The organism is Sphingobium sp. AP49, assembly GCF_000281715.2.
Classification (GTDB): domain Bacteria; phylum Pseudomonadota; class Alphaproteobacteria; order Sphingomonadales; family Sphingomonadaceae; genus Sphingobium.
The window spans coordinates 3,755,001-3,775,210 of sequence record NZ_CP124576.1 but is presented as its reverse complement, the minus strand read 5'-3'; the positions used below and the strand labels follow the sequence as shown (position 1 = coordinate 3,775,210).

Here is a 20,210-nt window from a genome sequence, read left to right as displayed (position 1 = left end):
CCTGACCGAAAGGCCGCGATGCGTTCTCTTGCCTCCCTGTTGCTGGGTGCTTCCCTGATCTGTGCCTATCCTGCCCAGGCGCAGGACAGCAAAGGACTGAGCCTGACGCCCACCCGGACGCTGCGCTATGACGCGCATGAGGCGACCTGGATGCAGCCGGATATTTCGCCGGATGGCCGGACGATATTGTTCGACCTGCTGGGCGACATCTATGCGCTGGACGCAGGCGGCGGTACCGCCCGGCCGCTGCTGACCGGCATGGCGTTCGAGCGCAACCCGGTCTTTTCCCCCGACGGCAAGCAGTTCGCCTTCCTCTCCGACCGGTCGGGCGTCACCAATTTGTGGATCGCCAATGTCGACGGCACCGGCCTCAAGCAATTGTCGCAGGACCAGTCGGTCGCCATCTATGCCTCGCCTGCCTGGTCGCCCGACGGCCGCTATGTCTATGTCTCGCGCACGGTCCATGCGATTCTGGCGTTCGAGCTGTTCATGTATGACAAGGATGGCGGCAGCGGCGTCCAGATCACCAAGGCGGGATCGCCCGACAATTGGGACGCCAAGATGAACGCGATGGGCGCGGTCGCCGCGCCCGACGGCCGCTATGTCTATTATGCGACCAAGCGCGGCCATACCTGGACCGAGAATGACCTGCCCAACTGGTCGATCGCGCGCCGCGACCTAAAGAACGGGCAGGACGAGACGATCATCCAGTCGGCCGGCGGGGCGATGCGCCCGGCGCTGTCGCATGACGGCAGGCTGATCGCCTATGCCAGCCGCAGCACCGCCAGGGGCGGGCAGCAGGACGGGCTGCGCCTGCGCAACCTGGAGACCGGCGAGGACAAGTGGATCGCCTTCCCGATCGACCGCGACGGCCAGGATGGCGGCTATTATGCCGACCTGTTGCCGCGCTTCAGCTTCATGCCGGGCGACAAGGCGATCCTGATCAGCGTGGGCGGCGGGATCAAGCGGCTGGACATCGCATCGGGCACGCTGAGCGACATTCCCTTCACCGCCAATGTGCAGCTGGGCCTCGGCCCGCTGACCCGGGTGCGGCAGAAGGAAGAGGAGGGGCCGGTCCGTGTCCGCGTGGTGCAGGCGCCGCGCCAGTCACCCAACGGCAAGAGCGTCGCCTTCACCGCGCTGGGCGGCCTCTATGTCCAGAAGCTGACAGCGAACATGACACCCAAACGCATTGTCGCGGCCGATGCGTTCCAGCCCAGCTGGTCGCCCGACGGCAAGACGATCGTCTATGTCAGCTGGACCGCCAAGGATGGCGGCCATGTCTGGACCATCCCGGCGACCGGCGGTACGCCGCGCCGGCTGACGCAATTTCCCGCCTTCTACAGCGAGCCGATCTTCAGCCCCGACGGCAACGGCGTGGTGGCGCTGCGCGCGAGCCATTATGACCGGCTGCGCGCAATATCGGAAATCGACCCGTCGCGCCCGACCGACATTATCGCCATGCCCGCCGGTGGTGGCGCAGCCCGCCTGATCGCCCATGGCATGGGTGCGCGCCAGCCGCAGTTCGGCAAGGATGCGGGCCGGCTCTATTTCTATAGCCCGGCCGGCCTGTCGTCGGTGCCGCTGGGCGGCGGCGAACCGCAGCTGGAATTGCGCGTGCTGGCCCATGGGCTGGGCCAATATTTCCCCGGCCCCGCGCCGGTCGAGGATGTGCGGATCAGCCCGGACGGCCGCCATGCGCTGATCAAGTCGTTCAGCCAGGCCTATCTGGTCGATATCCCGCCCGCCAATGGCAGCGAGCCGGCTACGGTCAATCTGGATATGCCGGCCGTCGCGCGGCAGAAGCTGACGCGGGTCGGTGCCGATTTCATCGACTGGGCGGACAAGGGCGCGACCGTCAGCTGGTCGGTGGGATCGACCTTTCGCCGGCTGCCGACCGCGCAGGCGCTGAGCGCGGTGCCAGGTGCAGCCGAGGCGCAGGCGCAAAGCTTTGTCCTGCCGGTCGAACTGCCGCGCGATGTGCCGCAGGGCAGCGTCGTGCTGCGCGGCGCGACCGTCATGCCGATGGCGGGCGGGCAGGATGTGATCCGCAATGCCGACATCGTCATCACCGACAATCGCATCGTCGCGGTCGGCGTCAGCGGATCGGTCGCCGTGCCGCAGGGCGCGACGATCCGCGATGTCGGCGGCAAGTTCATCGTCCCCGGCTTCGTCGACACCCATGCCCATTGGTTCGAGATCCGGCGCGGCATTCAGGAACGCGGCCATTGGGACTTTGCCGCCAACCTGGCCTTTGGCGTGACCTCCGCGCTCGACGTCCAGCCCTTCACCACCGACGTCTTCGCCTATCAGGACATGATCGACGCGGGGATGATGCGCGGGCCGCGCGCCTGGTCGACCGGACCGGGCGTGTTCGTCAATGCCGAGATCCGCAGCAAGCAGGATGCGATCGACGTCCTCACCCGCTATCGCGACCATTATCGCACGCGCAACATCAAGAGCTATATGATCGGCGACCGCGCCCAGCGCCAATATATGGTCGAGGCGGCGGCCGAGCTGGGGATGATGCCCACGACCGAAGGCGCGAGCGACATGGTGTTGAACCTGACGCACGCGATCGACGGCTTTTCGGGCAATGAGCACAGCATCCCGGTGTCGCCACTGCGCGCGGATGTGGTGCGCCTGTTCGCGCAGAGCCGCACCAGCTACACGCCGACCATCTCGGTCGCCTATGGCACGACCCCGGCTTTGTTCGACTTCATCATCAACAAGCGGCCGCAGGACGACGCGAAATGGACCCATTTCGTGCCGGGCGGCATCGTCAGCGAGAAATTGCGCAACCGCCACTGGCTGCCGCCCGAGGCGCAGAGCTGGCAGCTGATCGCGGCGGATGCGGTGGCGATCCAGCGCGCGGGCGGGCTGGTGGGCATCGGCAGCCATGGCGAGATGCAGGGGCTGGGCTATCAGTGGGAATTGCAGGCCTTTGCCGCCGGCGGCGCCACGCCGATGGAAGCGCTGAAGGCGGCGACGATCGGGTCGGCGGAAGTCATCGGCCATAGCGACGATGTCGGCAGCCTGGTGCCGGGCAAGTTCGCCGACCTGCTGATCCTGGATGCCGATCCGCTGGCCGACATCGCCAATGCACAGAAGATTGCGGCGGTGATGAAGAATGGCCGCATCTATGACCCGGCGACGCTGGACGAGATCTGGCCGACGCCGACCAAGCTGGAACGATCCTGGTTCGACGGGGGTGACCTGTTGCCTTCAAGCGAACGGGGAAGCGCAGCGGTTCCGCGGTAAAGCCATCGGTTTCGCATCCGGGCGCCTGATCCCCCGCCGCCGCCGCGGGAGGGCGGCGTACGGAAAGGCGCCGTGATGACGATATGACATCGCCATTTAGCTATGGACATCACCGCCACTGTCTCATATTGCGCTCTTGCAAGTCATTATCATTAATGGGCGAGGGATTTGTGTTCAGGAGAATGAGCGGGCGTGACCGCGCCGGGCTGGCGACGGTGCGGGGCAAGTTCTGATGGGTGCGGCAAAGGTAGCCACCTTGCCCGGATACCGGTTGGCTGTTGCCAGCCGGGTCCTGGCCGCGATCCCGCTAAACTACGGGCTGACCGCGATCATCACCGGCCTGTTGGCGCGCCACCTGCCGATGGCGGCGGCTGAGGCCAGCATCGCCGCGACCCTGGCATCCTTCGCGATCTTCGCGCTGATCGCCATGACCATTTTCCATGCGCGCTCGACGATCCGGGTCTGGGTGTGGATGACCGGTGCGACCGCCGTTCTGGGCGGTGCGCTGGCCATGTCGATCGCGATCGGAGGGCGGCTGTGAAGGACGGGCTTCGCCAGTCGATGGCCTGGTTGCACACCTGGACGGGATTGCTGCTCGGCTGGCTGTTGTTCGCGATGTTCGTTACCGGAACGGCGGCCTATTTCCAGGAGGAGATCAGCCGCTGGATGAAGCCGGAGGTTCATGGCACGACCGATCGGATCGCCGCGACCCAGGCGGCGATCGGCTATCTGCAGGCGACGCAGCCGGACGCGGAAAGCTGGTTCATTTCGCCGCCATCGGCGCGCAGCCCGACGGTCGAGCTATTCTGGCAGCCCCGCAAGGTGGAGGGGCAGGCGCCCCAGCGCCGCAAGCGCAGCGAGACCAGTGCCACGCTGGACGGGCAGGGGCAGCCGGTCACTGCGCGCGAGACGCGGGGCGGCTTCTTCCTGTATCGTTTCCATTTCGACCTGCACTATATGCCGGTGATGTGGGCGCGCTACCTGGTCGGGGTCGCCGCGATGTTCATGCTGATCGCCATCCTGTCTGGCATCGTCACTCACAAGAAGATTTTTGCCGACTTCTTCATGCTGCGTTTCGGCAAGGGCCAGCGTAGCTGGCTGGACGCGCATAATGTGACGGCGGTGTTCGCGCTGCCCTTCTACCTGATGATCACCTATACCGGGCTGGTCACGCTCGCCACCCAATATATGCCCTGGGGCATCGCCGCCAATTACGCCTCTGCCGACACTTTCTTTGAACAGGTTTTCCCGGGCGGCGACGAGCGTGAGCGGACGGGTTTCGGCGCGCCGCTGGTGCCCGTCGGACCGTTGATGGCGACCGCGTCGCAGCGCTGGGGCGGGGCCGATGTGGGATCGGTGCGCGTCGTCCATCCCGGAGACCGCGATGCGACCATCACCCTGACCCGTGCGTCCAGTGGCGCGATCGGATCGCGGGGAGAGAGCCTGGTCTTTGCGGCGAGCGACGGCGCGCTGCGGGATGCAAGCGCGCCGCAGGGCGCGGCGATGGCGACGCAGAGCGTCATGATCGGCCTGCATGCCGGACGCTTTGCCGGCTGGGGACTGCGCTGGCTCTATTTTCTCTCGGGGGTAGGCGGAGCGGTCATGGTTGGCAGCGGGCTGGTCCTGTGGACCGTCAAGCGCCGGGCGAAGCTGCCTGATCCAGCAAGGCCGCATGCCGGCTTCCGGATCGTCAGTCGCCTGAACATCGCCGCCATCGCCGGCCTGCCCGCAGGCATAGCCGCCTATTTCCTGGCCAATCGCCTGTTGCCGCTGGGCATGGAAGGCCGTGCGGATTGGGAGATCCACTGCCTGTTCATCCTGTGGGGCGGGACGCTGGTCTGGGCTATCGCACGCCCGGAACGCCGGGCCTGGGCCGAAAGCCTGGGCATCGCCGCGACGCTGTTCGCCGCAGTGCCGGTCATCAACGCCCTGACCGTGCCCCGCAATCTGGTGGCGGGCCTGGTCACCGGCGACGGGCTGTTCGTCGGATTTGACCTTGTCATGCTGGTCCTGGCGACGGGCTTTGGTTTTGCCGCGCGCAAGGCTGGGCAAGCCAAGGAGGCCGTCGCGCCAAGACGCGGCCGCAAGCGGCAGGAAGAACTGGTCACCGCATGATCCATATTCTCGCAATCGGCACCTGCGTCCTGGCCTTCGCCTGCCTGTGCGCGGCGATGGCGCGCCACCAGAAGGACTTTGTCGGTCGGTCGCTGGACGCGGTGGCGAGCCGACGGCTGCGCAGGACCGGCGCCGCCATTCTGTTGGTGGCGTTGGCGATGGACCTGGCGGGGCTTGGGGCCGGCTATGGCGCGGTCGCGTGGTGCGGCCATCTGACCGTCGCCGCCGCTGGCGTGCTGGCCGGTCTCAATCTGAAAATATCGCGCCAGGCGCCCCGATCCAGGAAATGAGGGGCGACAGCGCGAGGTATGGGCGTGTCGGCTGCCCGCTCCTGCCGCGCTGTCGTCCTAATGGCGGGCGGTGTCAGCCTGGCAGTGCCTCCCGCTCATTCTCTTCCCCGTGCAGGTTGAGCAGCGAGTTCATCAGTCCGTCGTCGGCGCTGGAGCAGACGCCCAGGATCACGGCCTCGTCGCAGCCATCGCCCGCGACATAGGCGTGACCCATGTTCGAATCGATATAGATTGATTCGCCTTCCTCGAGCGTCACTGGATCGTAGAATTCGGTATGCACGACGATCCGGCCCTGAATCACGAAGATGAACTCTTCGCCAGGATGATGAACGAGGTCGCCAAATTCCTCGGCCGACTTGGCGCGGACCCGCGTGACCACCGGGATCATCCGCTTCCGCCGCAATTCGGTACAGAGATAGAAATAATCGTAATTGGCGGTGTTCACCCGCACCGCGCGGGCCAGATCGCCAAGGCTGCGGCGCGCAGTGACCGCAACCTCGGGCGTCGGGTCATTTTCCGCGAATAGTTCCGACATGCGGATGTTCAGGCGCTGGCTGAGTTGCAGCAGCTTGTCATAGGTCAGCGTCAGCCGGTCATGCTCGACCTTGGACAGGGTCGACACCGGAATGCCGCTGCGGTCGCTCATTTCCTTGAGCGTCCAGTTGTTACGCGCCCGCATGGCCTTGAGCAGGGTGCCAAGCGTCGGTTGCGTCTGCGTCATGCCGCGTCTCCTGATCGATTGCGCAACAAATTTGACAATTCTCTTATTAGGATCATTATGTCTCAATCAGGACGGTTTCGTTTCATATCAGGCAACAGAATAAACTGATCCGCCAAGGGACGCAATCGGTCGATGGCCAGGGAGGCCAAGTAGGAAAGGGGCTCGCAATCGCATGTGGAAGCACTCGTTCAAATGGGGACTGGCGACGCTGCTCGGCCTTGCCGCCGCCGCCCCGGCATTGACCCAACAGACATCCTCGTTCCTGCCGCAGCCCGCGACCAGGACCGAGCAGGCATCCGCGACCCCGCCGGTTCAGGCCGGGGACGGGGTGCTGACCAAGGCGGACGTCGACACCTGGCTTGATGGCTATATGCCCTATGCTTTGGGACGCGGCGACGTCGCCGGCGCCGTCGTGGTCGTCGTCAAGGATGGCCAGGTGCTGACCCAGCGTGGCTTCGGCTACGCCGATGTCGCCAAGCGCAAGCCGGTCGATCCCGCCACGACCCTGTTCCGGCCCGGCTCGACGTCCAAGCTGTTCACCTGGACCGCCGTGATGCAGCAGGTGGAGGCCGGCAAAATCGATCTCGACGCCGATGTGAACAACTATCTCGACTTCAAGATGCCGCCCTACAAGGGCAAGCCGATCACGATGCGCCAGATCATGACGCACACTGCCGGCTTCGAGGAGATCATCAAGAATCTCCTGACCTTTGACAAGCCGTTGAAGTCCTTGGGCGATACGCTCAAGGATCGGATTCCCGAGCGGATTTTCGAGCCCGGATCGACCCCGGCCTATTCCAATTATGCTACGGCACTGGCCGGCTATATCGTCGAGCGGGTGTCGGGCGTGCCGTTCGATGACTATGTCGAGCGCAACATCTTCCAGCGGATCGGCATGCGCCATGCCAGCTTCCGCCAGCCGCTGCCGGCCAATCTGAAGCCCTATATGTCGCAGGGCTATGAACTGGGCTCGGGCAAGGCCGAACGCTATGAGGAGATCGGTCTCGCACCCGCCGGCGCCATGGCCGCGAGCGGCGCCGACATGGCCAAATTCATGATCGCACATCTCAATGGCGGCGCGCCGCTGCTCAAGCCCGAGACCGAAAGGCTGATGCAGGCCGCGCAGAACAAGAGCGTGCCCGGCCTCAACCAGATGGCGCTGGGCTTCTACGAACAGTGGATCGACGGGCATCGCGCGCTCGCCCATGGTGGCGACACGGTCTATTTTCACAGCGATCTGCTGATCTTCCCGGTGGAAAAGGTCGGCATTTTCATCTCGATGAACAGCCCCGGCAAGGAAGGGGCGGCAGGCGCGATCCGCGGTACGCTGATGGATGAATTTGTGGATCGCTATCTCAGCCCTGGACCGCGTCCGGTGCCGGTCGAACTGTCGACCGCCAAGGCGCATGCCAAGCTGCTGGTCGGCAATTGGAGCAACAGTCGCCGGGTGGAATCGAGCTTCGCCTCGATCGTCTATCTTTTGGGTGAGGCGAAGATCGGCCTGGATGCCGATGGCCGCCCGTCGATTCCCAGCGTACCGTCGCTGGGCGGGGCGCCGCGCAAATGGATCGAGGTTGCGCCATTCGTCTGGCAGGATGCCTATGGCCATGAAAGGGTCGCGGCGCAGGTGGTCGACGGCAAGGTCGTTCGCTGGAGCTTCAACATGGTCTCGCCCTTCATGGTGTTTGACCGGACGCCTTGGTACGCCACCGGCGCCTGGCTGATCCCGGGCCTGTTGTTCGGCATCGGCGTGGTGTTGCTGACGGCGCTGTCCTGGCCGGTGGGCTGGTTCGCGCGGCGGCGTTATGGCGCGGTGCTGGCGCTGACAGGGCAGGATCGGCACGCCTATCGACTGGTGCGCGGCTTTGCCTGGCTGGTCATGGCCGTGCTGGTTGGCTGGGCCGCCGTGGTGATGAGCGTCGAGAATTTCGATGCCCATGCCGCACTCGACCTGCCGATCCTGCTGCTCCAGATCCTCGGCACGATCGGCTTCATCGGCCTGTTTGCGCTCGCTGCCTGGAGTATGTGGCGGGTATGGAAGGGCAAACGCGGCTGGTTCGGCAAGTTGTGGAGCCTGTTGCTGCTGCTGGGCGCCTTCTTCATCCTCTGGGTGGCTGTGGTGTTCAAGCTGATCAGCTTTGGCACGGCCTTCTGACGATGGTGCACCGGCTTACCCTAGACGTGCGGGCGGAAAATTTCGCCTATGCCAAGCCGTTCCGCATTGCCGGCCATGTCTTCCTGCAAAGCCCGGTGGTGGAGGTCCGTCTGTCCGACGGCCTCCATGTCGGACGAGGAGAGGGCGGCGGCGTCTTCTATCTGAACGACGATGTCGCCGCGATGACGGCGGCGATCGAGCATGCGCGCGCGGCGATCGAGGGCGGCCTGTCACGCGCGGCCCTGCAAGAGGCCCTGCCGCCGGGCGGCGGCCGCAACGCCCTCGACTGTGCGCTGTGGGAATTGGAATCCAAGGCAAGCGGCGTGCCGGTCTGGAAACTGGCCGGTCTGTCGCCGCCCCGACCGCTGCGCACCACCTTCACCCTGGGTGCGGATGACCCGGCGGTGATGGCGCGCGGCGCGGTCGAGACCTTCCCCGATGCCCGTGCGCTCAAGCTTAAGCTGACCGGCGATCTCGATCTCGACATCGTCCGTGTGGAGGCGGTACGCGCGGCGCGGCCGGATTGCTGGATCGGCGTGGACGCCAATCAGGGCTATGCCATCGCCGACCTGGCCGCGTTGGTCCGGGCGATGGAGCGATGGGACATTCGCCTGATAGAGCAGCCGCTGGCGCGCGGGCGGGAGGCGGATCTGGACGGCTTCGCCTCACCGATCCCGATCGCCGCCGACGAAAGCATATTGAGCCTCGCTGATATCGAGGCGATGCCCGGCCGCTTCGACGTGGTGAACATCAAGCTCGACAAATGCGGTGGCCTGACCGAGGCGCTGGCCATGGCCCGACGCGCCCGCGCGCTGGGTCTGGGGGTGATGGTCGGCAACATGATGGGCACCAGCCTGGCCACGGCGCCCGCCTATCTGGTCGGCCAATATTGCGACGTCGTCGATCTTGACGGCCCGACCTTCCTCGCCGCCGATCGCCAGCCCGGCATCGCCTATCGCGACGGGGACATCGAATGCAGCGACGCCGTCTGGGGCCATCTCGCTGCCTGAAGCCGGGTCTGATTTCGGCTGGCCCGATGTGTGACAGTTATTTTTCAAATCAGGATTGACAATTTTCTAATTAGGATAAATCATCCCAATTAGAAAATTAATGTGACGACCGGACGGGATCGCGATGCACGCGGACTGCCGGGGACCATCGACCTCCAGGGGGGAGACCCACGATGACGCACAGGATCATGCAGACACTGATGATGACCGCAGCCGCCAGCGCTCTGCTGCCGGGGCTGGCGCTGGCGCAGGATGCCGCGCCGCAGGCGGCGATGGCCGGCGATGATGCGATCATCGTCACCGCGCAGAAGCGCGCCGAAAGGGTGCAGGACGTCCCGATCTCGATTAGCGTCGTGGGCGGCGAGCAGATGCTGCAGAGCGGCGGTTCCCAACTGCTCGACTATGCCGCTTATGTGCCGGGCCTTCAGGTCGACAATGGCGGTTCGCCGGGCCGGTCGACCCTGTCGCTGCGCGGCGTCGCGCCGATCGGGCCGAGCGCCACGGTCGGCGTCTATCTCGACGATGCACCGATCGGGTCGAGCGGCATCTATAATCGCGGTCAGAGCTTCTCGCTTGATCTGTTGCCCTATGATGTCGAGCGGCTGGAAGTGCTGCGCGGACCGCAGGGCACGCTCTATGGTGCCAGTTCGATCGGCGGCCTGCTCAAATATGTGACGGTCCAGCCAGACCTGCAGAAATTGTCGGTGCGGGGTGGTGCCGAGCTGTTCGACATTGCCCATGCCAGCGATATGGGCTGGGCGGGCGGCGCGATGATCAGTGTGCCGATCGTCACCGACCAGCTCGCGATCAGCGGCAGCTATTCGCGGCGCGAGACGCCTGGCTATATCGACAATATCCTGACCGGAAAGAAGGATGTGAACAAGGCGGTGCAGGAGGGCGGCCGTGTCGCCCTGCTGTGGCAGCCGGACCCGGCGCTGACGATCAAGCTCAGCGGCCTGTGGCAGTCGGTCGATTCCGATAATTTCGGCATCGTCTATGAAGGGATGAACAATAGTGCGCTGGCACCGGGCGCCCAGTTCCTCAGCACCAACAGCCAGCTCGACGAACCCTTCAGCAGCGACTTCCAATATTATTCCGGCAGCATCGCCTATGATTTCGGTTTTGCCGAGCTGAGTTCCACCACCGCCTATAGTGCGCTCAAGATTCTGGAGACCAGCGATGCGTCGCGCATCTATGGCGTGCTCTGGGGTGGCTATGCGATCTATCCGGCGCGGCTGCACCAGAAGAAATGGACCGAGGAACTGCGGCTGACCTCTGCCTCCAGCGACACGTTGGAGTGGATGCTGGGCTTCTTCTACACCGATGAGGACAATCATCACGACCAGCTCGTGAACGCGCTCGACCTCGACGGCAATCCGATTCCGGGGATCGATCCTTTCGCGGTGGTCGCACTGCCCAACACCTATAAGGAATATGCCTTTTTCGGAAATGCGACCTGGAAGCTCAGCGACCTGTTTCACCTGACGGGCGGTCTGCGCTGGGCGCGCAACGATCAGACCTTCACCCAGGTGACGCAGATCCCGTTGGCCGGGCTGGACAGCAGCGGCGATGGCAAGTCGCACGAGGAGATCCTGACCTATAGCATCAGTCCCCAGCTCAATCTTGGTCGTGACATGATGCTCTATGCTCGCGTCGCCAGCGGCTATCGTCCCGGCGGACCGAACATCGCACTCCCCGGTTTTCCCTCGACCGTCGATTCCGAACGGGTGACCAGCTACGAAGCCGGCATCAAGGCGCGGTTCCTGGACGGCGCGGTGACCTTCGACGCGGCCGCATTCCTGCTCGACTGGAAGGATCTGCAGGTGTCCGCCGCCTTCGCGGCCGGCATCAATGGCCTGGTCAACGCCGGCAAGGCGCGCAGCAAGGGGGCCGAGGCCTCGCTGCTGATCGAACCGGTCCGGGGCCTCAGCGTCGGCGCCAACTTCGCCTATACCGACGCGCGCTGCACGCAGACGACCGACAATTGCACCGATGGCGATCGGTTGCCCAACGTGCCCAAACTGTCGGCTGCGATGACGGCCGATTACCGCTTTGCGGTCGGCAGCTCTGTCCAGGCACGGCTAGGCGGTGCCTTGCGCATCGTCGGGGATCGCGTCTCGGCGGTGGAAAGCTCGCCTTTGTCGGTGCCGGTCGATGGCTATGCCACGCTCGACCTCAACGCCGGCATCACCTTTGACAGCAAATGGACGCTGCGCCTCTATGCCCGCAACCTCACGGACGAGGAGGGGCGGATAACCACCAGCGTCGCCACCACCAATCCTGGCTATCTGTCGACCGTGCCGCTCCAGCCCCGCACGCTGGGCCTGGCGATCGACGTGGCATTCTGAACGGAGCCCCAATCATGAACGCGCCCTTCGACCTGCGCCCAGATGCGCTGGCCTTGCCCCAGCCCTATCTGCTCTTCCTGGGCGACACGACCGAGGCGGGCTTTGCCAAGACCGCCTTTGGCCTGCGCGACTGGGCGGCGGACAAATGCGTGGGCGAACTGGCCTGCGGCGCGAGCGTCAGCACCGGCCTGCCCAGCCTGACCCCTGCGGAGGCCGTGGCCAGGGGCGCGCGGGGGTTGGTGATTGGCGTCGCCAATCCCGGCGGCGTCATCCCGCCGCTGTGGCGCGCGTCGCTGGTGGAAGCGCTGGAGGCCGGACTCGACATCATCGCCGGCATGCACATGAAGCTCGCCGACATTCCCGAACTGGCGCAGGTGGCCGAGCGGCTTGGCCGCCGCCTGATCGACGTGCGCGTACCGCCGGCGCAGATCCCGGTGGCGACCGGGCGCAGGCGCAGCGGCAAGCGGCTGCTGACGGTCGGCACCGACTGCGCGTTGGGCAAGAAATATACCGCGCTCGCGTTCGCGCGGGCTTTCGCCGCGCGGGGTATCGACAGCGATTTCCGTGCCAGCGGCCAGACCGGCATCATGATCGCCGGGCGCGGCATCCCGATGGACGCGGTCGTTTCCGATTTCGAGGCCGGCGCGGCGGAATTGCTGTCGCCCGATGCCGCGCCCGATCATTGGGATGTGATCGAAGGGCAGGGCGCCTTGACCCATCCCGCCTATGCCGCCGTGTCGCTCGGCCTGTTGCACGGCAGCCAGCCGGATGTCTTCGTCGTCTGCCATGAGCCGGGCCGTACCGAGATGCTGGGCACAGCGGGCTACATGCTGACCAGCATCGAACATATTGTCGAGCTGACGACCCTGCTTGGCCAGCGCACCAACCCGGCGATCCGCTGCGGCGGCATCAGCCTCAACACCGCGGCGCTGAGCGCGGCGGAGGCCGATGCGCTGATTGCCAGCGAAAGCGCCCGGCTGGGTCTGCCGGTCGCCGACCCGATGCGCGGCGGCCCGGCGTTCGACGCGCTGGTCGATTATTGTCTGGCAGCAGCATGAGCGGCGCGGCGGCAGGATCCAGCTGGTTTCAGCGCTTCCTGCTGCCAGGGTTCGCGCTCAAGGCGGTGATCATTGGCGGCGGCTATGCCACCGGCCGCGAGCTGGCCGAATATTTCCTGGCCAGCGGGCCGTGGGGCGGCCTGTTCGGCATGATTTTCGCCGCGCTGCTCTGGAGCCTGATCGCGGCCGTCACCTTTGCCTATGCACGGCTGGTCCAGGCCTATGATTATCGCGCCTTCTTCGTCGCGCTGCTCGGTCCCGGCTGGATCGCGTTCGAGGCGGCCTATGTCATCTTCGTCGTCCTCATATTGGCGGTGTTCGGCGCCACCGCCGGGGCGATCGGCCATGCGCTGATCGGCATGCCTGCATTTGTCGGCACGCTGCTGCTCGCCATCGGCATCATCGTCATCACGGCGCTTGGCACCGGCGCGGTCGAGCGCATGTTCAAATATGTCTCGCTGCTGCTCTACGCCGTCTATGCGCTGTTCCTGCTGCTCGGCCTCTGGACGTTTGGCGACCGCATCGCCGTCGGCTTTTCGACGACGGTGCCGACCACCGGCTGGCTGCTCGGCGGCGCCACCTATGCCAGCTATAATATCGTCGGCGCCGTGGTGATCCTGCCGGTCCTGCGCCACCTCACCAGCCAGCGCGATGCGGTGATCGCTGGCCTCATCGCCGGCCCGCTCACCATGTTGCCCGCGATCCTTTTCTTCATCTGCATGGTCGCCTTTTATCCGGCGATTGGCGTGGAGACGCTGCCGTCCGACTTCCTGCTGCGCCAGCTCGACATTCCCGCCTTCCACTGGCTGTTCCAGCTGATGATCTTTGGCGCCCTGCTCGAAAGCGGCGCGGGCGCGGTCCATGCCATCAACGAGCGTATCGCAGGCGTCGTCCAGGCGCGGCGCGGCCATGATCTGGGGCCGGGTGCCCGCGCGCTTATCGGCATTCTTTTGCTGACCCTCTGCATGGCCGTTGCCAACCGCATCGGCCTCATCGACCTGATCGCCAGCGGCTATCGCTTCCTCGCCTGGCTGTTCCTCCTCGTCTTCGTCGCGCCGTTGCTGACGATCGGGCTTGCCCGGCTGCTGCGGCGCCCGTCCACCCCGCTTGCCGGAGAAATGCTGTCATGACCCAGCGTCTGCTTCGCGGCCTGCCTGCGCTGCTGCTCGTCCTCGCCGGTCCCGCCCTGGCCGAACCGCCCAAAGGCCTGGTCGAACGGGTCGAGGCGTTGCGCGCGCAGGTCGGTGCACCCGGGATTGCCGTGGCCATTGTGGAAAAGGGCCAGACGACCCTGGCCCAGGGCTGGGGCATGCGCAAATTGGGCGACCCGGCAAAGGTGGATGCCGATACCATTTTCCAGACCGGCTCCACGGGCAAGGCTTTCACCGCCGCTGCCCTTGCCATCCTGGTCGACCAGGGCCAGCTTGGCTGGGATGACCGGGTGATCGATCACATGCCCTGGTTCCGCATGTATGACCCCTGGGTCACGCGCGAGATTACGGTGCGCGACCTGCTGGTCCATCGCAGCGGCCTGGGCCTGGGAGCGGGCGACCTGCTGTTCGTTCCGCGCGGCAGCCTGTCGCGCAAGGAAACGGTCAAGCGCCTGGCCTATATCAAGCCGACCACCAGCTTTCGCTCAGGCTATGCCTATGACAATATCCTCTACATGGTCGCCGGCCAGTTGATCGAGGAGGTCAGCGGGCGGAGCTGGGAAGATTTCATGACGCAGGAGGTGCTGAAACGCGGTGGCATGGCCAGCGCGACGGCAACCTATGAAGCGCGTTGGGCGACGCCCGATCGCGCCTTCCCCCATGCCCGGATCGGTGGCGCGGTGCGCGGCGACGGCGCCAATTCCCTGCTCGACGAGCGGGAGGAACTGGGCCGGGCGGCGATGCCGGCCGGTGGTCTGGCGCTCAGCGCCAACGATCTCGCCCAATGGCTCAAGATCCAGCTTGGCCGGGGCGCGCTGCCCGGTGGCGGGCGGTTGTTTAGCGAAGCGCAGGCGGCCGAGATGTGGAAGCCGGCGACGATCGAGCCCGCCAAAGCCTATCCGCCCAGTCTGGCGCCGCTTGCCTCCCATGTCACCACCTATGCGCTCGGCTGGGAAGTGTCGGATTATCATGGCGCCCGCATCCTGTCCCATGGCGGCGGGGTGTTCGGATCGATCACCCATATCATCCTGCTGCCCGACCAGGATGTCGGTATCGCCGTCGTCGTCAATTCGGAGGATGTGGCACTGCTGCGCGGCGTCGCCCATATGCTGGTCGACCATTATCTGGGGCTTCCCGATCAGGACTGGCCGGCGCGCTTCGGCCAGTTCATGGAACAGCGCATCGCCGGCGGCAAGGCGGCGCTGGCCGGCGCGCGCGCGGCCCCGGCCAGGGTCGGGCCGTCGCTGCCGCTCGACCGCTATGTCGGGACCTATCGTGATCCCTGGTATGGCGATGTCGTCGTCACCCGCGAGGGCAAGGGGCTGCGCATCAATTTCACCACCACCCCGCGCATGGCGGGGCGGCTGGATCATTGGCAATATGACAGCTTCGTCACCCGCTTCGACGACAAGGGGATCGAGCCGGCCTATGTGACCTTCGCGCTCGACGCGGACGGCAAGGTCGCCCGCGTCTCGATGAAGGCGGAAAGCCCGATCGCCGATTTCAGCTATGATTATCAGGATCTCGACCTGCGGCCTGTGGAGACCGGCAAGTGAAACGCGCATCCCTCCTGTCCCTGCTGCTGCTCACCGCCTGTGCGACCACCGGACCGGACCGCAGGCCGGATGATGTCGCCGCGCTTCATGCCCGGCTGCTCTCGCTCGATACCCATATCGACACGCCGATGCATTTTGCGCGACCGGGCTGGAGCTTTGGCGAGCCGCATGATCCGGCCACCGATCTGGTCCAGGTCGACATGAAGCGGATGGAGGATGGTGCGCTCAGCGGCGGCTTCTTCGCCATCTATACCGAGCAGGGACCTTTGACGGCGGAGGGCTATGCCGCCGCGCTCGCCTATGCGCGTGGCCGGTCGGACCTGATCGACCGCACCGTCGCCACCTTTCCGGGGCGGATCGCCCCGGCGCTCACGGCCGACGATGCCGAGCGGCTCCATCGCGAAGGCAAGCTGATCGCCTTCAAGAGCATGGAGAATAGTTATGAGCTGGGCGAGGATATCGGCCTGCTCGACGAATTTTACCGGCGCGGCGTGCGGCTCGCGGGTCCAGTCCATGGCGCCAACAACCAGTTCGCCGATTCCGCTACCGACAAGCCGAAATGGGATGGTCTCAGCCCGCTTGGCCATCGCTGGGTAAAGGAAATGAACCGGCTCGGAATGGTGATCGATGCCAGCCATGCGTCGGACGCCGCCTTCGATCAGATGCTGGCGGAATCGAAGACCCCGATCCTGCTGTCCCATTCCAGCGCGCGTTGGGCCTATGACCATCCGCGTAACCTGGACGACGACCGTATCCGCAAGCTCGCGGCGAGCGGCGGGGCGATGTGCATTAGCACCATCTTCCTTTCGGACCTGAACCTGGCCGGCGCACGGGCAGCGCTGTTCGCGCGTTATGAGCATATTTCGGATCTCAGCCCGGCCGAGCAGGTCGAACTGACCCGGCAATGGCGTGAACTGGACCGCACCCAGCCGCTCTGGAACACCGATTTCGAGCGTTACATGGCGATGATCCTGCATGTGATCGAGGTTGCCGGTGTCGATCATGTCTGTTTTGCGGGCGATTGGGATGGCGGCGGCGGCTTCACCGGCTTCAACGATATTTCCCAGCTCCCCCGCATTACCCAGCGGCTGAAGCAGGCCGGCTATTCCGACCAGGACCTGGGGAAGATGTGGGGCGGCAATGTGCTGCGCCTGGTTCGCATCGCCGCCGACAGGGCGACGCGATAGGGCGACGCGATAGGGCGCGACGGCGGGGGCGGGCCTTGAACGGCGCGCTCCTGCCGTTCCCTATTCAGCCCGCTTGCATCTGTCATGCGGTTCGAGGAAGCTTGGCCTTTGGAGAAAGGGCCGCACCATGGCGAGCGTCGTTCATCCGCCTTCGATCGGCCCCATGTCGGTCATATTGCCCGCCCGTCCCGAGCCGATCGGGATTGATCCGGCGAGCAGTGCGATCATCGTTGTCGACATGCAAAACGCCTATGCCTCCCAGGGGGGCTATGTCGATCTGGCCGGCTTCGACATTGCTGGTGCGGCCGGGGTGATCGGTCGAATCGGCCGGGTGCTGGACACCGCACGGGCCGCAGGAATGCCGGTCATATTGCTGCAAAATGGCTGGGATGCCGATTATGTCGAGGCAGGTGGCCCGGGTTCGCCCAACTGGCACAAGTCGAACGCCCTCAAGACAATGCGGGCGCGGCCCGACCTGGCAGGCCAGCTATTGGCGCGCGGGGGATGGGATTATGAACTGGTCGATGCGCTTGCGCCCCAGCCCGGCGACATTCGCGTGCACAAGACGCGGTACAGCGCCTTCTTCAACAGTCAGCTCGACAGCATCCTGCGCGCGCGGGGCATCCGGACCCTGATCTTCGTCGGCATCGCCAGCAATGTCTGCGTCGAATCGACACTCCGCGATGCTTTCCATCTCGAATATTTCAGTGTGATGCTGGAGGATGCCACCCATCATCTGGGTCCCGATTTCGTCCGCCAGGCGACGGTCTACAATGTCGAGAAATTCTTTGGCTGGGTCAGCTGCGTCGCGGATTTCTGCGGCAGTGTCGGCCAAGCGCCCGAAGGAGGCCGATAATGCCCTTTGACCCCATCAACCCGCCGCAATTCCCGACCCCGATCGCCCCCTATTCGGCGGCGGCCAGGGCTGGCAATATCATCTATGTTTCGGGTGTCCTGGCGCTGGGCGAGGGCGGCGTCGTGCTGCATGTCGGCGACGCGGCCGCACAGACCCGGCACATATTGGACGTGATCCGGCTAACGCTGGACGCTGCGGGCGCGACCATGGCGGACATCGCGATGAACCATATTTTTCTGAAGGATCTGGGCGACTATGCGGCCTTCAATCAGGTCTATGCCGAATATTTCCCGGGCGCCAAGCCGGCGCGCTATTGCATCAAGGCGGAACTGGTGAAGCCCGATTGCCTGGTGGAAATCGCCAGCGTCGCGCATCTCGCCTGATGCCGGTCGCCGCTGGCCTCTATTATGAAGACCATGGATATCGGGCCGGCGTGCCCTTGATCCTCTCGTCGGGCCTTGGCGGATCGGCAAGCTACTGGTCGCCCAATCTGTCTGCCCTGTCCGCACGGCATCGCGTCATTGCCTATGATCATCGCGGCACCGGGCGCAGCGACCGGCTGCTGCCGGACGATGTCCGGGTCGAGGATCTGGCCGATGACATCATCATGCTGATGGACGCGCTGGATATCGAACGGGCGCATGTCGTGGGGCATGCGGCCGGCGGTGTCGCCGGGCTGGCGCTGGCGCTCAAGGCACCCGAACGGCTGGACCGGCTGGTCGTGGTCAATGGCTGGGCGCGCGCCGATCCCCATTTCCTGCGCTGTTTCGCGGCGCGTCTGGCCCTGTTGCGCCATGCCGGCGTGGACGCCTTTTTGCGTGCCCAGCCGATTTTCCTCTACCCGGCGGACTGGATCAGCCAGCACAGCGGCGAGCTGGACGCGGAATTGCCACATCAACTGGCGAGCTTTCCTGGCATCGCGACGATGGAGAAGCGGATCGCGGCGCTGGCCGGTTTCGATATTGCCGATCGTCTGGCTGAACTGCCGCCCCGCATCCTGGTGCTCGCCGCCCGGGACGATATGCTGGTCCCTGCCAGCGCGTCGTACGCCTTTCGCGCGGTTGCCGGCGTCAAGATGGTGGAAATGGCGGGCGGCCATGCCTGCAATGTGACCGATCCCGAAACCTTCGACACCCTCGTCCTCGACTTCCTCAGGAGCTAGCAGCCATGCAGGTCGGCGTTTTCATCCCCATCAACAATAATGGCTGGCTGATTTCGGAGACGGCCCCCCAATATATGCCCAGCTTCGACCTCAATAAGGAGGTTGCATTGCGGGCCGAGAAACATGGCTTGGATTTCCTGCTGTCGATGATCAAGCTGCGCGGGTTCGGCGGCAAGACCCAGTTCTGGGACTATGGGCTGGAAAGCTTTACCCTGATGGCGGGTCTGGCGGCGGTTACCGAGAGGATAAAGATCTTCGCCACCTGTCCGACGCTGGTCATTCCGCCCGCCTTTGCCGCGCGCATGTGCAACACCATCGATTCGATCAGCCATGGCCGCTTTGGCCTGAACCTGATCACCGGCTGGCAGCCGCCGGAATATACCCAGATGGGGCTGTGGCCCGGCGACGAGCATTTCCGCAACCGCTATGATGTGCTCGACGAATATGCCCGCATCCTGCGCGAATTATGGGATAGCGGGACGTCCGACTTCAAGGGCCGCTATTATCAGATGGACGATTGCCGGGTCTGGCCGCAGCCGACCGGCGACATGAAGATCATCTGCGCCGGTTCGTCCGACGCCGGGCTCGCCTTTTCGGCCAAATGGGCGGACTATGCCTTCTGCCTGGGCAAGGGCGTCAACACGCCAACCGCTTTTGCCTTCAATAATGAACGCCTCGCCCTGGCGACGGCGAAGACCGGGCGCGATGTGCAGATTTTCGTGCTGGTCATGATCATTGCGGCGGAAACGGACGAGGAAGCCATGGCGAGGTGGCAGAACTACAATGCCGGGGTCGATCTGGAGGCGATCGCGTGGCTGGCTGCGCAGGGGGCTAAGGACCAGGTCAACAGCGATACCAATGTCCGTCAGCTTGCCGCGCCGGAGGGGGCCGTCAACATCAATATGGGGACGCTGGTAGGGTCCTATGCCAGTGTCGCACGGATGCTGGACGAGATGGCGCAGGTGCCCAATACGGGTGGCGTGCTGCTGACGTTCGATGATTTCATCGCCGGCGTGGATGCCTTCGGTACCCGGATCCAGCCACTGATGCAGAGCCGGAAGGGCATTACGGCCCGCTGACGCGATTGAGATGTCCCGACCGACAGACCGGAGTAGCCGATGAGCATCGCCAGCACCCGCGAACATCAGATGTTTCCCGTCCTGACCACGACCCAGATAGCGACGGCGCGTCGTTTCGCGAGTGGGCCGGTGCGGGATTTCGGGGCCGGCGAGACGGTATATGCGATCGGCGAACGGGATGCCCCGGCCTGGCTGGTGCTGGAAGGCGCGATCGATGTCGTGCGGCGCGATGGGCTCAATCATGAGGCACCGGTCACCACC

17 protein-coding genes (1 of these 17 only partly in view) are annotated in these 20,210 nt (G+C 64.9%); 16 read left to right on the top strand and 1 reads right to left on the bottom strand.

Going from position 1 to position 20,210, the window contains the following annotated elements:
• Positions 1–18: 18 nt before the first annotated feature.
• The 4 genes from PMI04_RS18010 (at position 19) to PMI04_RS17995 (ending at position 5,666) form a co-directional block, all read left to right on the top strand.
• The gene (locus PMI04_RS18010; protein ID WP_283184815.1) at positions 19–3,261 is read left to right on the top strand and encodes an amidohydrolase family protein; all 3,243 of its coding nucleotides are present in this window, start codon (positions 19–21) and stop codon (positions 3,259–3,261) included.
• 232 nt (positions 3,262–3,493) lie between these two features.
• Positions 3,494–3,802 carry a hypothetical protein gene (locus PMI04_RS18005; RefSeq protein WP_007707634.1) on the top strand — a complete coding sequence of 103 codons (309 nt, stop codon included), beginning with the start codon at positions 3,494–3,496 and terminating at the stop codon, positions 3,800–3,802.
• Entirely contained in the window at positions 3,799–5,376 is a 1,578-nt protein-coding gene (locus PMI04_RS18000; protein WP_007707631.1) for a PepSY-associated TM helix domain-containing protein, read from the top strand. Before PMI04_RS18005 ends, PMI04_RS18000 begins: the two co-directional genes overlap by 4 nt.
• Positions 5,373–5,666 (top strand): DUF3325 domain-containing protein, encoded by a 294-nt coding sequence (locus PMI04_RS17995; protein WP_007707627.1) that lies wholly within the window; start codon positions 5,373–5,375, stop codon positions 5,664–5,666. The genes PMI04_RS18000 and PMI04_RS17995 overlap by 4 nt, the downstream gene beginning before the upstream one ends.
• A 73-nt stretch (positions 5,667–5,739) precedes the next feature.
• Here the strand turns inward: PMI04_RS17995 and PMI04_RS17990 are convergent, their stop codons facing one another.
• Positions 5,740–6,387, bottom strand: coding sequence for an XRE family transcriptional regulator (locus PMI04_RS17990; RefSeq protein ID WP_007707624.1), 648 nt, complete (start codon positions 6,385–6,387; stop codon positions 5,740–5,742).
• Positions 6,388–6,559: 172 nt separating this feature from the next.
• Here PMI04_RS17990 and PMI04_RS17985 point away from each other — a divergent pair, with 172 nt between their 5' ends.
• The 12 genes from PMI04_RS17985 to PMI04_RS17930 all read left to right on the top strand — a co-directional run.
• On the top strand, positions 6,560–8,542 hold the full coding sequence (locus PMI04_RS17985) for a serine hydrolase domain-containing protein (RefSeq protein WP_007707621.1): 1,983 nt from the start codon (positions 6,560–6,562) through the stop codon (positions 8,540–8,542).
• A 2-nt stretch (positions 8,543–8,544) separates the two neighbouring features.
• Positions 8,545–9,552 carry a dipeptide epimerase gene (locus tag PMI04_RS17980; protein WP_007707619.1) on the top strand — a complete coding sequence of 336 codons (1,008 nt, stop codon included), beginning with the start codon at positions 8,545–8,547 and terminating at the stop codon, positions 9,550–9,552.
• Positions 9,553–9,725: 173 nt separating this feature from the next.
• On the top strand, positions 9,726–11,900 hold the full coding sequence (locus PMI04_RS17975) for a TonB-dependent receptor (protein WP_007707616.1): 2,175 nt from the start codon (positions 9,726–9,728) through the stop codon (positions 11,898–11,900).
• Positions 11,901–11,914: 14 nt separating this feature from the next.
• Positions 11,915–12,958: a DUF1611 domain-containing protein gene (locus PMI04_RS17970; protein WP_007707614.1), complete on the top strand. Its 1,044-nt coding sequence runs from the start codon at positions 11,915–11,917 to the stop codon at positions 12,956–12,958.
• Positions 12,955–14,088 (top strand): hypothetical protein, encoded by a 1,134-nt coding sequence (locus tag PMI04_RS17965; protein ID WP_007707611.1) that lies wholly within the window; start codon positions 12,955–12,957, stop codon positions 14,086–14,088. The genes PMI04_RS17970 and PMI04_RS17965 overlap by 4 nt, the downstream gene beginning before the upstream one ends.
• Positions 14,085–15,665, top strand: a complete 1,581-nt coding sequence (locus PMI04_RS17960; RefSeq protein ID WP_007707607.1) for a serine hydrolase — start codon at positions 14,085–14,087, stop codon at positions 15,663–15,665. The genes PMI04_RS17965 and PMI04_RS17960 overlap by 4 nt, the downstream gene beginning before the upstream one ends.
• Positions 15,662–16,852 carry a dipeptidase gene (locus tag PMI04_RS17955; RefSeq protein ID WP_007707604.1) on the top strand — a complete coding sequence of 397 codons (1,191 nt, stop codon included), beginning with the start codon at positions 15,662–15,664 and terminating at the stop codon, positions 16,850–16,852. The genes PMI04_RS17960 and PMI04_RS17955 overlap by 4 nt, the downstream gene beginning before the upstream one ends.
• Positions 16,853–16,979: 127 nt before the next feature.
• Entirely contained in the window at positions 16,980–17,708 is a 729-nt protein-coding gene (gene rutB / locus PMI04_RS17950; RefSeq protein ID WP_007707600.1) for a pyrimidine utilization protein B, read from the top strand.
• Positions 17,708–18,091 (top strand): Rid family hydrolase, encoded by a 384-nt coding sequence (locus PMI04_RS17945; RefSeq protein WP_007707597.1) that lies wholly within the window; start codon positions 17,708–17,710, stop codon positions 18,089–18,091. Before rutB ends, PMI04_RS17945 begins: the two co-directional genes overlap by 1 nt.
• On the top strand, positions 18,091–18,870 hold the full coding sequence (gene rutD, locus PMI04_RS17940) for a pyrimidine utilization protein D (RefSeq protein ID WP_007707594.1): 780 nt from the start codon (positions 18,091–18,093) through the stop codon (positions 18,868–18,870). The genes PMI04_RS17945 and rutD overlap by 1 nt, the downstream gene beginning before the upstream one ends.
• 5 nt (positions 18,871–18,875) lie before the next feature.
• Positions 18,876–19,949 carry a pyrimidine utilization protein A gene (rutA, locus tag PMI04_RS17935; RefSeq protein ID WP_007707590.1) on the top strand — a complete coding sequence of 358 codons (1,074 nt, stop codon included), beginning with the start codon at positions 18,876–18,878 and terminating at the stop codon, positions 19,947–19,949.
• Positions 19,950–19,988: 39 nt separating this feature from the next.
• Positions 19,989–20,210: the start of an FAD-dependent oxidoreductase gene (locus PMI04_RS17930; protein ID WP_007707587.1), read on the top strand. The gene runs 1,431 nt beyond the window's last position; 222 of the gene's 1,653 nt are visible here — the first part of the coding sequence; it begins with the start codon at positions 19,989–19,991; its stop codon lies off the right edge, out of view.